Annotated in this window: 10 protein-coding genes, 1 tRNA gene and 1 pseudogene; 6 read left to right on the top strand and 6 right to left on the bottom strand. The window is 64.0% G+C overall.

Features of this window, described 5'->3' with window-relative positions; translation table 11 throughout:
• Positions 1–10: 10 nt before the first annotated feature.
• Entirely contained in the window at positions 11–979 is a 969-nt protein-coding gene (gene arsS / locus ACSX1C_RS16620) for an arsenosugar biosynthesis radical SAM (seleno)protein ArsS (RefSeq protein ID WP_439889434.1), read from the bottom strand.
• Positions 980–1,127: 148 nt separating this feature from the next.
• On the opposite strand from arsS, the gene ACSX1C_RS16615 reads away from it, so the two are divergent.
• Positions 1,128–1,562: a hypothetical protein gene (locus tag ACSX1C_RS16615; RefSeq protein ID WP_439887055.1), complete on the top strand. Its 435-nt coding sequence runs from the start codon at positions 1,128–1,130 to the stop codon at positions 1,560–1,562.
• Here ACSX1C_RS16615 and ACSX1C_RS16610 read toward each other — a convergent pair.
• From ACSX1C_RS16610 to ACSX1C_RS16600, 3 genes and pseudogenes are all read right to left on the bottom strand, one after another.
• Positions 1,559–1,747 (bottom strand): hypothetical protein, encoded by a 189-nt coding sequence (locus ACSX1C_RS16610; RefSeq protein WP_439887054.1) that lies wholly within the window; start codon positions 1,745–1,747, stop codon positions 1,559–1,561. The genes ACSX1C_RS16615 and ACSX1C_RS16610 overlap by 4 nt on opposite strands.
• A 17-nt stretch (positions 1,748–1,764) precedes the next feature.
• Positions 1,765–1,884 (bottom strand): annotated as a pseudogene (locus ACSX1C_RS16605) (histidine kinase); the annotation flags it as partial.
• A gap of 356 nt (positions 1,885–2,240) precedes the next feature.
• Positions 2,241–2,678, bottom strand: a complete 438-nt coding sequence (locus ACSX1C_RS16600; protein WP_439887053.1) for a carboxymuconolactone decarboxylase family protein — start codon at positions 2,676–2,678, stop codon at positions 2,241–2,243.
• 113 nt (positions 2,679–2,791) lie between these two features.
• On the opposite strand from ACSX1C_RS16600, the gene ACSX1C_RS16595 reads away from it, so the two are divergent.
• Complete coding sequence (locus ACSX1C_RS16595; protein WP_439887052.1) at positions 2,792–4,213, top strand: PLP-dependent aminotransferase family protein; 1,422 nt, start codon at positions 2,792–2,794, stop codon at positions 4,211–4,213.
• Between the two features lie 107 nt (positions 4,214–4,320).
• Here ACSX1C_RS16595 and gabT read toward each other — a convergent pair whose 3' ends face one another.
• Together gabT and gabD are read right to left on the bottom strand one after the other, a co-directional pair.
• Complete coding sequence (gabT, locus tag ACSX1C_RS16590; protein ID WP_439887051.1) at positions 4,321–5,601, bottom strand: 4-aminobutyrate--2-oxoglutarate transaminase; 1,281 nt, start codon at positions 5,599–5,601, stop codon at positions 4,321–4,323.
• A 165-nt stretch (positions 5,602–5,766) separates the two neighbouring features.
• Positions 5,767–7,215, bottom strand: a complete 1,449-nt coding sequence (gene gabD, locus ACSX1C_RS16585; protein WP_439887050.1) for an NADP-dependent succinate-semialdehyde dehydrogenase — start codon at positions 7,213–7,215, stop codon at positions 5,767–5,769.
• A gap of 463 nt (positions 7,216–7,678) precedes the next feature.
• On the opposite strand from gabD, the gene ACSX1C_RS16580 reads away from it, so the two are divergent.
• The 4 genes from ACSX1C_RS16580 (at position 7,679) to ACSX1C_RS16565 (ending at position 12,862) form a co-directional block, all read left to right on the top strand.
• Positions 7,679–7,755, top strand: a tRNA-Arg gene (locus ACSX1C_RS16580).
• Positions 7,756–8,130: 375 nt separating this feature from the next.
• Positions 8,131–8,907, top strand: a complete 777-nt coding sequence (locus ACSX1C_RS16575; RefSeq protein WP_439887049.1) for an RNA polymerase sigma factor — start codon at positions 8,131–8,133, stop codon at positions 8,905–8,907.
• Positions 8,907–9,476 (top strand): hypothetical protein, encoded by a 570-nt coding sequence (locus ACSX1C_RS16570; protein ID WP_125940334.1) that lies wholly within the window; start codon positions 8,907–8,909, stop codon positions 9,474–9,476. The genes ACSX1C_RS16575 and ACSX1C_RS16570 overlap by 1 nt, the downstream gene beginning before the upstream one ends.
• Before the next feature lie 2 nt (positions 9,477–9,478).
• Positions 9,479–12,862 carry a UvrD-helicase domain-containing protein gene (locus ACSX1C_RS16565; RefSeq protein ID WP_439887048.1) on the top strand — a complete coding sequence of 1,128 codons (3,384 nt, stop codon included), beginning with the start codon at positions 9,479–9,481 and terminating at the stop codon, positions 12,860–12,862.
• The last annotated feature ends 54 nt before the right edge of the window (positions 12,863–12,916 follow it).

Raw genomic sequence — 12,916 nt, 5'->3', positions numbered from 1 at the left:
GTGTCAGTCCTTAAGAGTCGAGGGCGCCGCCGCAGCTCGAGCCCTGGCCGGCGGTGCAGGCGAAACAGTGGTCGCGGGTGACGATGGGGTTGCCGTCCAGCGAGCCGTCCAGCAGGTCGCGCAGGTGCGCGCGCTCGCGGCCGATCAACCGGCCCTGCAGCTGCAGCGGCAGCTCGAGCATCTGGTTGAAGTCGCAGTCGTACAGGTAGCCCTGCCAGTCGACGCTGACCAGGCTGCGGCACATCACCGTGTCGAGGTTTTCCGGGCGGTAGCTGTCGCGCAGCAGCTGCATGTAGGCGTTGAACTGGCCCTTGCTGACCAGGGTGCTGCCGAAGCGGGCGATCGGCTGGTTGGTGATGCACAGCAGATGGTTGAAGTGGATGCCGAAGTCCTCCAGCAGGTGGCGCTTGTAGTCGGCCTCCAGCGCCGCCTGGGGGGGCGGCAGGCGCGGCCCCTGGGGGTTGTACACCAGGTTGAGGAGCAGGCCGCTGCCGTCCTGGCCGTAGCCCAGGGCGTTGAGCTGCTTGAGGCCCTTGATGCTGGCGTCGAACACGCCGTCGCCGCGCTGCTTGTCGACGTTGTCCCGCGAGTAGCAGGGCAAGGATGCCGTGACTTCCACGCCCTGCTCGGCGAGGAACTCGGCCAGGTCCTCGTAGCCCGGCTCGCTCAGGATGGTCAGGTTGCAGCGGTCGATCACCCGCAGGCCCTCGCGACGCGCATGGGTGACGATCTCGCGAAAGCGCGGGTGCATCTCCGGCGCGCCGCCGGTGAGGTCCAGGGTATGCACCGGGTGGGCGTCGATGACCCGGTGCAGCAGCGCCAGGCTCTCGTCGGTCATCGCCTCGCTGCGGGTCGGCCCGGCATTGACGTGGCAGTGCAGGCAGCGCTGGTTGCAGCGATAGGTCAGGTTGATCTGCAGGGCCTCCAGATGGCCGCGGCGGATCGCCGGAAAGGCCAGCCGGTCCAGCAGGGGGAGCATGGCGCGCACGGGTAACTCCTTGGCAAATATGGACTATAGAGGAGGCTCCGGCGCTTTTGTTACAAGCCGCCCGCTACATCCCGGCGATTTGTTATACCAATCGTGTAGCGACCGAATCGCCCCCGCATCCCCGCCAAGGAGGTCGTCCATGGGACGCCTGAGCCTGTTCTTTCTCGCCGGTTTCCTCGCCGTGCCCTGCTTCCATCAGCCACTGCTGGGCCTGCTGCACGCCTATGGCGTGGTGCCGTTCGCCCCGTTCAGCGTCCAGGCCACCTGGCCGCTGGGAGTGCCGGCCTGGCTGTCCGCGGCGTTCTGGGGCGGTGTCTGGGGCATGCTGATGCTCGGCCTGTTGCGCTGGCGACCCGGCGCGCCGCAGCCCTGGCTCAAGGCCCTGTTGTTCGGCGGCATCGCCCTGACCGGCGTGGCGCTGCTGCTGGTGTTTCCGCTCAAGGGCCTGGGCTTCGATCTGCGCCAGCTGCCGGGGCGCTTCCTGATCGGCTTCCTGCTCAACGGCGCCTGGGGCGTCGGCACCCTGGTCTTCGCCCGCAGCCTGTTCGGCCAGCCCGTGCCAGGCCGGCCCTAGGCCGGCGGCAGGCGCAGCAGCAGCAGCAGCTCGGGGTCCAGGCGCAGCAGGCTGACGCAACGGGCGCTGCGCAGGTCGCTCGGCGTCTGCTCCGGCGGCAGATTGAGCAGCAGCCCGGTCAGGTTGAGGACCAGGGCCTCGCGGGAGAACACCCCGCTGGAGAGCCGGTAGAAGGCCGCGATCAACTCGCGCAGGCCTCGCGCAGGCGCAAACGCAGACGCTCGGCATTGAAGGGCCGGCCCAGGTAGGCGGTCGGCGCCAGGGGCCGCACCGCACGCACGCTGGCGGCATCCAGACGCTTGCTGATGAGGATATAGGGCAGGGCCGGGGGGTCGGCCTCGGCGATGAGGATCTCGGGGGCGGCGAGCTGGGCGGTCATGCCCTGCCCGCCGTAGCGTGCCGGAGGGCGCCACGGGGCTTCGGCAGGGCGGGGGGCGAATGCTTGAGCCGGGCCGGCTCGGGCGTCGATCCGGGCAATTCCATGCACTTCGTCTGGATAAGGCCGCGCAGTCTAAACCGGGCCTTTCACGGCGTCAGCTAGTGTTTGCGCGCGAGCCCGGCACGGACACCCGGGGCCCATCGACCAGGCGGGCAAGGGGTAAAAAAGACCCGCCGTAGCGGGTCCCGCTCTGCGCGGTCTCAGAGCAGCGCGTCGACAGTCGCGGCGTGACGCATGCCTTATTCGGGCTCCAGGGCAAAGCCGACCCCGAAGCGGTTCCAGGCATTGATAGTGCCGATGGCCAGGGTCAGGTCGACCACTTCCTTATCGGTAAAGTGCTCGCGCAGGGCCTCGAACTGCGCCTGCGGAGCACCCTGCTCGGCCAGCAGCGTCAGGCTCTCGGTCCAGGCCAGGGCGGCGCGCTCGCGCGGCGTGAAGAAACCGGTGTCGCGCCACACGCTCAGGCACTGCAGGCGCTGCTCGGTTTCCCCGGCCCGGCGCGCATCGTTGCCATGCATGTTCACGCAAAAGGCGCAGCCGTTGAGCTGCGAGGCGCGCAGGCGCAGCAGTTCCAGCAGGGACAGTTCCAGGCTGGACGTCTCCAGGGCCCGCTCCAGGCCGAGCATCGCTTCGTAGGCCGCCGGGGACTGCTTGTACCAGTTGATACGGGCGCTCATGGTCTATTCCTCTTCGTTCCTGGGCTCGCCCCTTGCGAACCATGGCGTTACTCTAAGTCGCGCTTTGGCCCCGACGAATAGCCAATTATTAGATTTTTCAGGTAGCCATTACCGTGGAACTGCATCTCGCCCTCGACGGCCGCCAAGACCTCGCCGGCCAGCTCTACCGGCAGTTGCGCGCGGCCATCCTCGACGGCCGCCTGGCGGCGGGCGATCGCCTGCCGCCGATGCGCTTTCTCGCCGAACGCCTGACGGTGTCGCGCAAGACCGTCGGCGAAGCCTACGAACGGCTGGCCGCCGAGGGCTTTCTGCAGGCCAGGGTCGGCAGCGGCACCTATGTCAGCAGCCAGCTGGCGCCGCCCGAGCACCCACCCATGCCGACGGCGGCCCTGCAGGCCAACCCGCGCTGGCGAGCCATCGCCGCCGGCTGGCGCATGCCCGCGCATCGGCCGGCCCGCTACAGCTTCGCCGGCGGCACCACCGATAAGCGCCGTTTCCCCTTCGACGCCTGGCGCACCTGCCTGCAGCGTGCCCTGCGCTTGCAGGCGCGCAGCCCGGCCTTCTATGCCGAGGCCCTCGGCAACCCGGAGCTGCGCCTGGCGATCTCGCGCTACCTGGCAGTCAACCGGGCGGTCCGCTGCCACTGGCAGGACATCCTGGTCAGCCAGGGCGCGCAACAGGCCATCGACCTGCTGGCGCGGGTGATGCTGACACCGGGCGACCTGGCCGTGGTCGAGGAGCCCGGCTATCCACCCGCCCGCCTGGCCTTCGAGGCCGCCGGCGCCCGCGTGCTCGGCGTACCGGTGGACCGGGAAGGGCTGCGCGTGGACTGCCTGCCGGAGCAGGCCAAGCTGGTCTACGTGACGCCTTCGCACCAGTTTCCGTTGGGCCAGCCGATGAGCCTGCCCCGCCGCCTGGCGCTGCTGGAGTGGGCGCGCCGTCGCCAGGCGCTGATCATCGAAGACGACTACGACGGCGAGTACCGCTTCGACGGGAGGCCACTGGAGTCCCTGCAGAGCCTCGACCGCGAAGGCCGCGTCGCCTATATCGGCACCTTCTCCAAGACCCTGTTCCCCGAGTTGCGCCTGGGCTACCTGTTGATGCCCGCCGCCCTGCGCGGCGAACTCACGGCCGCCAAACAGCTGGCCGACCAGCACAGCGAGAGCCTGCAACAGCTGGCGCTGGCGCACTTCATCGGCAACGGCGCCTTCGCCCAGCACACGCGGCGCCTGCAGCGCGAGTACGCCCGGCGGCGTCAGCACCTGCTGCGCCGGCTCGCGGGCGATCTGGCGCCCTGGCTGGAGGCCTTGCCGGCAGTGGCCGGCATGCACCTGGCCGCACGCCTGCGCCAGCCGCTGGACTGCACCCGGCTGTGCGCACAGCTGGCCGAGCGCGGCGTGCTGCTGCTCGACCTCGCCCCCTTCTACGCCGAGGGCCCAGGCATGCCGGGGCTGCTGTTCGGCTTCGGCGCCATCGAAGCGCAGGACATCGACCCGGCGCTGGATATTCTGCACGAGCTGTTACGCCAGCATTGAATGCGCCATGCCGCGAAGCACCGGTTTTCACCCACCGGCCCCTGGCTTAATGCGGGCAAAAAAAGACCCGCCGAAGCGGGTCCAAGAAACGCCTGGTCTGGTGAGATTCAGGCGAGTTCGTCGAAGCACTCCTGGATGATCGCCAGGCCCTTGTCCAGCTGGGCGTCCGGCGCGGTGACCGGCACCAGCACGCGCAGCACGTTGCCGTAGGTGCCGCAGGACAGCAGGATCAGGCCCTTGTCGCGGGCCTTGGCGACTATCTGCCCGGTCAGGGCGGCGTTGGGCTTGTGCAGGTCGCCGTCCTCGAACAGCTCCACCGCGATCATCGAGCCCAGGGCGCGCACGTCGCCGATGGCCTTGTGCTTGGCCTGGATCTCCTTCAGGCCGCTGACCAGGCGCTCGCCGACCGCCTTGGAGCGCTCCAGCAGGTTCTCTTCGTCGAACACCTGCATCACCGCCAGGGCGGCGGCGCAGGCGATCGGGCTGCCGGCATAGGTGCCGCCCAGGCCGCCCGGGGCGATGGCATCCATGTACTCGGCCTTGCCGCACACCCCGGCCAGGGGGAAGCCGCCGGCGATGGACTTGGCGAAGGTGGTCAGGTCGGCGGCCACGCCCATCTGCTCCATGGCGAAGAAGGTGCCGGTACGCCCGGCGCCGGTCTGCACCTCGTCGGCGATCAACAGGATGCCGTGCTGGTCGCACAGGGCGCGCAGGCGCTGCATAAAGGCCTTGGGCGCGACGTAGAAGCCGCCCTCGCCCTGCACCGGCTCGATGATGATCGCGGCGATGTCGCGGGGTTCGGCATCGTTCTTGAAGATGCGCTCGATGCTGGCCATGGCGTCGTCGGTGCTGACGCCGTGCAGTTCGCAGGGATACTGGGCGCGGTACACGCCGCCGGGCATCAGGCCCATGCCGGCCGAATAGGGCGCGACCTTGCCGGTCAGGCTCAGGGTCATCATGGTGCGGCCGTGGTAGCCGCCGGTGAAGGCGATGACCCCGGCGCGGCCGGTGGCGGCGCGGGCGATCTTCACCGCGTTCTCCACCGCCTCGGAGCCGGTGGTGACCAGCAGGGTCTTCTTGGCGAAGTCCCCCGGCACCCGCGCGGCGACCCGCTCGCAAACCTCGACATAGGGCTCGTAGGCCAGCACCTGGAAGCAGGTGTGGCTGAGCTTGGTCAGCTGCTCCTGCACCGCGGCGATGATCTTCGGGTGCAGGTGGCCGGTGTTGAGCACCGCGATGCCGCCGGCGAAGTCGATGAACTCGCGGCCCTCGACGTCGGTGACCGTGGCGTTCTCCGCGCGGTCGGCGAAGATCGGATGGATCTGGCCCACGCCGCGGGGTACGGCGGCGGTGCGGCGTTGCATCAGGGATTCGTTGGTCTTGCTCATGGCGTTCCTCATTCGCCGCTCATCGTGCGGCGTGGTTCAAGGATGAAACGACCGGGTCAGGGCCGCAGCAGCATACGATGATCGACTGCTGCGGTCCTCCCGGTCACAGGAAGTAATGTCGCTACACCCCCAGGGGCTGAGTCGCCCCGTGGAGCCTAGTCGCGTTTAGATGCCCAGGCAGAGGTACTTGATCTCCAGGTAGTCCTCGATGCCGTACTTGGAGCCCTCGCGGCCCAGGCCGGAGGCCTTGACCCCGCCGAACGGCGCCACCTCGTTGGAGATCAGCCCGGTGTTGATGCCGACCATGCCGTACTCCAGGGCCTCGGCCACGCGGAACACCCGGCCCAGGTCGCGGGCGTAGAAGTAGGAGGCCAGGCCGAACTCGGTGTCGTTGGACATGGCGATCACCTCGGCCTCGTCCTTGAAGCGGAACAGCGGCGCCAGCGGGCCGAAGGTCTCCTCCTTGGCCACCGCCGCAGTCAAGGGCACCTCGGTGAGGATGGTCGGCTCGAAGAAGCTGCCGCCCAGGGCATGGGGCTTGCCGCCGGTGAGCAGCTTGGCGCCCTTGCCCACCGCGTCGGCGATGTGCTCCTGGACCTTGGCCACGGCCTTCTCGTCGATCAGCGGGCCGGTGGTGGTGCCCTCGTCCAGGCCGTTGCCGATCTGCAGCTTGGCCACGGCGGCGGCCAGCTTCTCGGCGAAGGCGTCGTAGACCGCGTCCTGCACGTAGATGCGGTTGGCGCAGACACAGGTCTGGCCGTTGTTGCGGTACTTGGAGATCAGCGCGCCTTCCACCGCCTTGTCCAGGTCGGCGTCGTCGAAGACGATGAAGGGCGCGTTGCCGCCCAGTTCCAGGGACACCTTCTTGATGTCCTGGGCACATTCGGCCATCAACTGGCGGCCGATCTCGGTGGAGCCGGTGAACGACAGCTTGCGCACGATGGGGTTGCCGGTCAGCTCGCCGCCGACTTCGCCGGCGCTGCCGGTGACCACGCTGAGCACGCCCTTGGGAATGCCGGCGCGCTCGGCCAGGGCCACCAGGGCCAGGGCGGAGAACGGCGTCTGCGAGGCCGGCTTGATCACCATGGTGCAGCCGGCGGCCAGGGCCGGGCCGGCCTTGCGGGTGATCATCGCCGCAGGGAAGTTCCACGGGGTGATGGCCGCGGTGACGCCGATCGGCTGCTTGATCACGATCAGGCGCTTGTCCGGCTGGTGGCCGGGAATCACGTCGCCGTAGACGCGCTTGGCTTCCTCGGCGAACCACTCGATGAAGGAGGCGGCGTAGGCGATCTCGCCCTTGGCCTCGGCCAGCGGCTTGCCCTGCTCCAGGGTCATCAGGCGGCCGAGGTCGTCCTGGTTCTCCATCAGCAGCTCGAACCAGCGGCGCAGCTTGGTCGCCCGCTCCTTGGCGGTCAGCGCGCGCCAGGCCGGCAGGGCGCGGTCGGCGGCCTCGATGGCGCGACGGGTCTCGGCGGCGCCCATCTTCGGCACCGTGCCGAGGATCTCGCCGGTGGCCGGGTTGTTGACCTTGATGGTCTGACCGCTGTCCGCGTCCAGCCATTGGCCGTCGATATAGGCCTGCTGGCGGAACAGCTGGGTGTCTTTAAGTTGCATGGCAGTCTCCTTCAAATCCCGACACCCGGGCGTCGGACGGTTGTTGCTGGGGGCCTGCGCCCATCGAAAAGTTTATGCTCGTTACGCCGCCGATGGCGGTGCCCTCGGCCTGTTCCGCCTTCGGACGGCAAACGGCGCACAGGGTTCCACACAGTTTCACCCTGAGCGTTTGAAATCTCAAACGAATCCTAGGGGTGCCACGGGTAAAGGGCAATAGGCTGTTCGAAAAAATTAACGGCACATAGAGCCAGCTGTCGCCGGCCTTGAGAGCCAGCGTGGCGCCCGGGCTCCGTGCAGAATCGCGAACGACGCCCGGCATGGACGCCCGCCGGCCAGATGCGTATGATTGCGCCCCGCAACGCATCCGTAGCTCAGCTGGATAGAGTACTGCCCTCCGAAGGCAATACTCGTCGAGTTGAGAAGGGTGTCAGCTAATGGTCAAATAGACCGCCGCAACACATACGCACCAGTAGCTCAGCTGGATAGAGTACCGCCCTCCGAAGGCGGGGGTCGTGGGTTCGAATCCCGCCTGGTGCGCCATATCTATTTGATTTATTGGGCTTTTTTTACAGAGGCCCGATTCTTCACTCCGCACCAACCAATCCTAGCGCCGAAGCTAATTCTGGCGACGTTCGCAACAGGCAATGAGTACTGCCCAAACGGCCCTTTTGAGGTTGGTTTTCGGGCTGTGCCGATTCTGTGCCTAAACCGTGCCACACGGCCTGTTCACATCCCGCGCCTCTGCGGCTGCGCGAGTACTAGCTCGCCGCCCCACCAGCCGCATAGCAGCATCGGTCATCGCCAACTAACCAAAAAACCTGTCTATGCAGCGGCTGGCAGCAGCATCAAGCAGTGCTCTGGTGTTACATTTTGTGGAGTACCTCACGGAAGGCTTTAGCAGACAAAGGAGTAGCCGTGGCGCGTCCCCTTCGCAAGATCAAACTTGATGGAACGCTGTATCAGCGGCGTCCGGCCGTCGAAGCCGAAATTCATGATTTGACGGCCGTTAGCCCCTCCGAACTTGAGCGCAGAGCGTCCATTTGCTCTCGCACCTCCCCCGGCTTTGTCTCACCGGAGGTGTTGGTGCACTTTGTGCGGAACGTGGGAGCCGGGATGCATCGCGAAAGGCTAACTGAGCTCCTACTCCAGCGCGTTTACCTTCTCCTGCCTCGCGCCGAGAATGCAGGCGAGGCCACAGCCTCACTTACCAAGGCAAACATCCGAGATGATGTCGTCGACCATTTCGTTGATCTGCTGCTTAGCGACCGGGCAGCGTATGACAATCGCCTGGATTACTACGAGATAAACTTTAACTCGGCCATCGCCAAAGACCGTAAGGATGCGAGTGATCGTCATTGGAAGCGTGATAGCCAGAGTGAAGAGCTGGGCACGGATGAGGATGGTGCTTACAGCGCCCTGGACGAGGCAATTGGTGCCTACGACCCTTTTGACCCCCGCGAGCTCGACGAAAAATTTTACCGGCTACGGCTCGACGAAGAGATTGATAGTCTGCCTGAACTCCAAAGAAGAATCGTCGAAATGTGGCGCCAAGAGATTCCCATCGACTCGCAAGACCCCTCTGCTGTCACCATAAGCAAAGCACTAGGCAAGAGCGAGAAAACCATCCGTACACACCGCGACAAGGCCTTTGCGACTCTGCGACTGCGCCTTGAACGCAAGGGAAAACTGTGATGATTAAGCGTTCACCAATTTCTAGCGAAGACGTCATGAACGCTTTCGCGATGGATTTCGAGCCAGGGTCCGAGGTGCTCAAAAAGTATCTTGCCGACTATCCCCAGTTCGCTGCCGACCTTGTCGATCTCGCCAGAGAGCTTTCCCGGCAAGTCGACGAGGACCTTCCGCTCAGCGCACAAGAGCTCGCCGCCGTGAGCGCTAAAATGGGCCGGCTCCGCGAGTCCGTAGTCACGGTGGAAATCCTGCAGGCCGCCTCGCCAAAGACCTTCGCTGCAGCAGCCAAAGCTCTCGGATTACCCATGCAGGTCGGCGTCGCCATTCGCGAGCGACGAATAGATGTTGCGACGTTGCCAAGCCGGTTCCTCGGGCGCTTAGCTAACGCGCTACAAACATCAGTCTCTGTTGTTCAGTCGTTTCTCCTCTTGCCTGCGCAGGCATCAGCGCTTCGTGCAAACAAGTCGGATGACAAGCCAGCCCCGGCCGAGAAAGTCCCGCTTGAACGCCTTTTAAGAGAGGCGGGGATGGATGAGGAACGCATTTCACGACTGCTCCACGACGATGACTGACCATGGACCAACTAGAACTCGCTCGCCAGCACGCGAAGCGCTTGCATCATGAAGCAGTCGAACACGGCAGCGATCCATGGTCTCCTTATCAGTTCGCCGAATACATAGCGGAGAAGCTGGGCATCACGGTTGAAAGGTGCCTCCCTGGCGCTTCAATCCTGGACGGGGCGCGCGCAACGTTTGATCCCGCCTTGCAGCTGATTGTTCATGAGGACTTAGGGACACCGTTCGAGCAAGCCTTTCTCGTCGCCCATGAAATCGGGCACGCCGAGCTAGGCGATGGTGAGGAAGAGGAGGAATCAGCATTTCAGATCGATCCAGCGCGAACCTCTGAGGCTGCGCCAGTTGGCATGGAGCGCGTAGTCGATTACAGCCGACGGCAGCGCCGAGAAGTCCAGATGGACCTCTTCGCGAGAGAGCTGCTGCTGCCACGGTCGCGAGTCTTCGATTTGCACGTCACTCAAGGCCAGACCTGCTCGGAGATTGCAAACCGATTGGGTGCACCCTTCGAGGTCGTCGCACAGCAGATGCTTGATGCGCTTTTGCTCCCCCCTGTGCCAGTAGTTGCAGTAGAAGCGCCTGTCGAAATTCCACTCAACGAGAAGCAAAAAACGGCAGCCAACCATCGCGGGGACGCGTTCCTTCTCCAAGCTGGACCAGGCACCGGGAAGACCCGCACGCTGGTGGCGCGAGTTGAGAGCTTGTTGGATGAGGGGGTAGATCCAAGACGTATCCTTCTCTTGACCTTCTCGAACAAGGCCGCTGCGGAGATGTCCGAGCGGATCGCGCTGAAGCGGCCAGCGGAAGCCGCAGCGCTCTGCATTGGGACCTTCCATAGCTTTGGACTGGACATCCTCAGACGATTCAACGACCGATGTGGCCTTCCGGTCGATCCCCGCCTGATGGACCGAACCGAAGCAGTAGAACTGCTTGAAAACGAATTTCCTCGGCTAGGCCTGACCCACTATCGCAACCTTTATGATCCATCTCAGACGGCTGCTGAAATCCTGACCGCGGTCTCACGCGCCAAGGATGAAGTTGTTGATGCGGCGGGCTATCTTGCGCTAGCCAATGCAATGGCTAACGCGGCGAGTAACCCGAGCGAGGTGGAGGCTGCGGAGAAAGCGGCAGAAGTTGCCAAGGTCTACGCTCGCTATGAAGAGCTCAAAACACTCGCTCAGTGTGTCGACTTTGGTGACCTGGTTATGCGCCCGGTTCAACTACTGGAGAGCGATGAAGCCGTTCGAAGGCAGTTGCAGAGCGACTATGACCATATTCTGGTCGACGAGTATCAGGACGTGAACCACAGTAGCGTTCGGCTTCTTGCGACACTGAAGCCGTCAGGCAATAACGTCTGGGTGGTGGGGGACGCCAAGCAGTCGATTTATCGGTTCCGCGGCGCCTCTTCGTTCAACATGGCCCGCTTCGGTTGCCAAGATTTCCCTGGCGCGGTACGGGACAGCCTGAAAATCAACTACCGTTCCACCCCTGAAGTTGTCCATGCCTTTTCTGCTTTTGCTGCAGGTATGTCCGCAGCTGATGGAGAAGAGGCCCTTGAGGCGGATAGAGGTCCAAGCGGAAATCTGCCCGAAATCATCACAGTGGACAATGCCTCCCTGCTGACCTCGGCTATCGCTGATGGCATTCAAGAGCTTCGTAAGTCAGGTTATCGGTATCGGGACCAGGCAGTCCTTTGCCGGGGCAACGATCGACTTTCGGAAGTCGGACGTGAGCTCGAGCGTGCCGGCATTCCAGTGCTTTTCCTGGGCAGCCTGTTTGAGCGTCCGGAAGTAAAAGACCTCGTCGCGGTGCTATCGCTACTCGTGGATCGGCGCGCGATGGGGATGATCCGGACGGCTTGCTGGCCAGAATTCGCCATGAGCTTGGAGGACGCTGTTTGTGTCTTCGAGCATCTACGAGGTACCGACGCGGAACCTGGCGCTTGGCGACTTAGCACTCCAGCTGAACTGACACCTGCTGGTCAGACTGCTCTGTCTTCCCTCAATGCAGCTCTTGCAGGCTTCGACGCGACCTCCCAACCTTGGACCGTGCTGGCAACCCTTCTGCTCGACCGGACTAGACAGGCAGCCCGCATCGCTTCTTCAGCCAGCGTCTCGGACCAGGCTCAGGGCATCGCAATCTGGCAGTTCATGAACTTCGTTCGGGCGCAGCCGAACGGCCAGGGTCTCCCGATCCAGCGGCTTTCTGATCGCGTGAGGAGACTGCTGCGTCTTCGGGACGATAGAGACTTGAGGCAACTACCCACGGCTGCCCAGGGGATTGATGCGGTTCGCCTGATGACTATCCATGGCTCGAAAGGGTTGGAATTTCCAGCGGTTCACATTACCGGCGTCAATAAGGACTCTATCCCCGGGGCGCTTCGGACATCAAAGTGTCCCCCACCCGCAGGCATGCTCGCAGGTGGTCAAGGGAGCGCAGAGGATATTGCACGGGCGGCCCACAACGAAGAGCAGGAGTGCTTGTTCTACGTCGCAATGTCCCGGGCGAAGACACGTCTGGCGTTTTACGGAGCGACCTCAACATCGAATAGGCGGACCAGGCCGCTGTCGCAGTTCCTGGATCGCATTGGGCCAGCTCAACGACGCGCCGTCACGCCTACTACTGTATTACCTCCTGCCCCGGACGATACGCAAATACCCATCGTCTTCTCGGGAACCCCGCGGTTCAGCTCAGATGCGGTCGCGCTTTACGAATCGTGTGCACGGCGATTCCTCTACACACACTTGCTTCAGGTGGGTGGCCGGCGCGGCATGAGTTCATTTATGCGTATGCATGAAGCGATTCGTGAGGTCTACCGGAAGATCGTCGCGCAGGGCAGCTCTAGTGCTGAGTGGGAGGACCTGCTTTCTCAGGCCTTCGCGGCTCAGGGGCTTCATGAACATGGCTATTTCGATGACTACCATGCGATAGCCTCCACCATGCTCCAATACTTCCTGGCATCGAGGGCTGGCGCGCAGGTTGAAGCTCCGACCCCGCTGCGAATTGTGCTAGACGGCCATGAGATCGAAGTAACACCGGATGATGTCCTCGTGAAAGACGGAAAGCGGGCCATACGCCGGGTGAGAACTGGCCATGCGCCCAGCCGTGACAGCAAGGACGTCGGTGCAGCTGCATTTGTACTAGCGGCCCAGGCGGAGTTCCCGGGTGCCGAGCTGGAACTGGTCTACCTAGCTGATGCTGAAAGCAAGCCGTTGAAACTCAGTCCCAAAGAGTTGAGCAATCGCCAAGAAAAATTGGGCGAGATTTTCCGCGGCATCCGAGACGGCCAGTTCCGAACAAACACTTCGGACGCCACTTGCCCGAACTGCCCGGCCTTTTTCGTGTGTGGTGCTATCCCCCCTGGAACCCTCTCAAAACAATTCTGAAAAAAGTTTACCGGCGGCAGTCGCTGGGTCCGATTAGAGAGTTGAAGGCAGAAA

This window comes from Pseudomonas sp. MBLB4123 (assembly GCF_051904775.1).
Classification (GTDB): Bacteria; Pseudomonadota; Gammaproteobacteria; order Pseudomonadales; family Pseudomonadaceae; genus Aquipseudomonas; species Aquipseudomonas benzenivorans_B.
This window is presented reverse-complemented; position numbering and strand designations above follow the sequence as displayed.

Coding starts and splice junctions, on each gene's coding strand:
- arsS (WP_439889434.1), bottom strand. CDS start 979: ATGCTCCCCCTGCTGGACCGGCTGGCCTTTCCGGCGATCCGCCGCGGC.
- ACSX1C_RS16615 (WP_439887055.1), top strand. CDS start 1,128: ATGGGACGCCTGAGCCTGTTCTTTCTCGCCGGTTTCCTCGCCGTGCCC.
- ACSX1C_RS16600 (WP_439887053.1), bottom strand. CDS start 2,678: ATGAGCGCCCGTATCAACTGGTACAAGCAGTCCCCGGCGGCCTACGAA.
- gabT (WP_439887051.1), bottom strand. CDS start 5,601: ATGAGCAAGACCAACGAATCCCTGATGCAACGCCGCACCGCCGCCGTA.
- gabD (WP_439887050.1), bottom strand. CDS start 7,215: ATGCAACTTAAAGACACCCAGCTGTTCCGCCAGCAGGCCTATATCGAC.
- ACSX1C_RS16570 (WP_125940334.1), top strand. CDS start 8,907: ATGATTAAGCGTTCACCAATTTCTAGCGAAGACGTCATGAACGCTTTC.
- ACSX1C_RS16565 (WP_439887048.1), top strand. CDS start 9,479: ATGGACCAACTAGAACTCGCTCGCCAGCACGCGAAGCGCTTGCATCAT.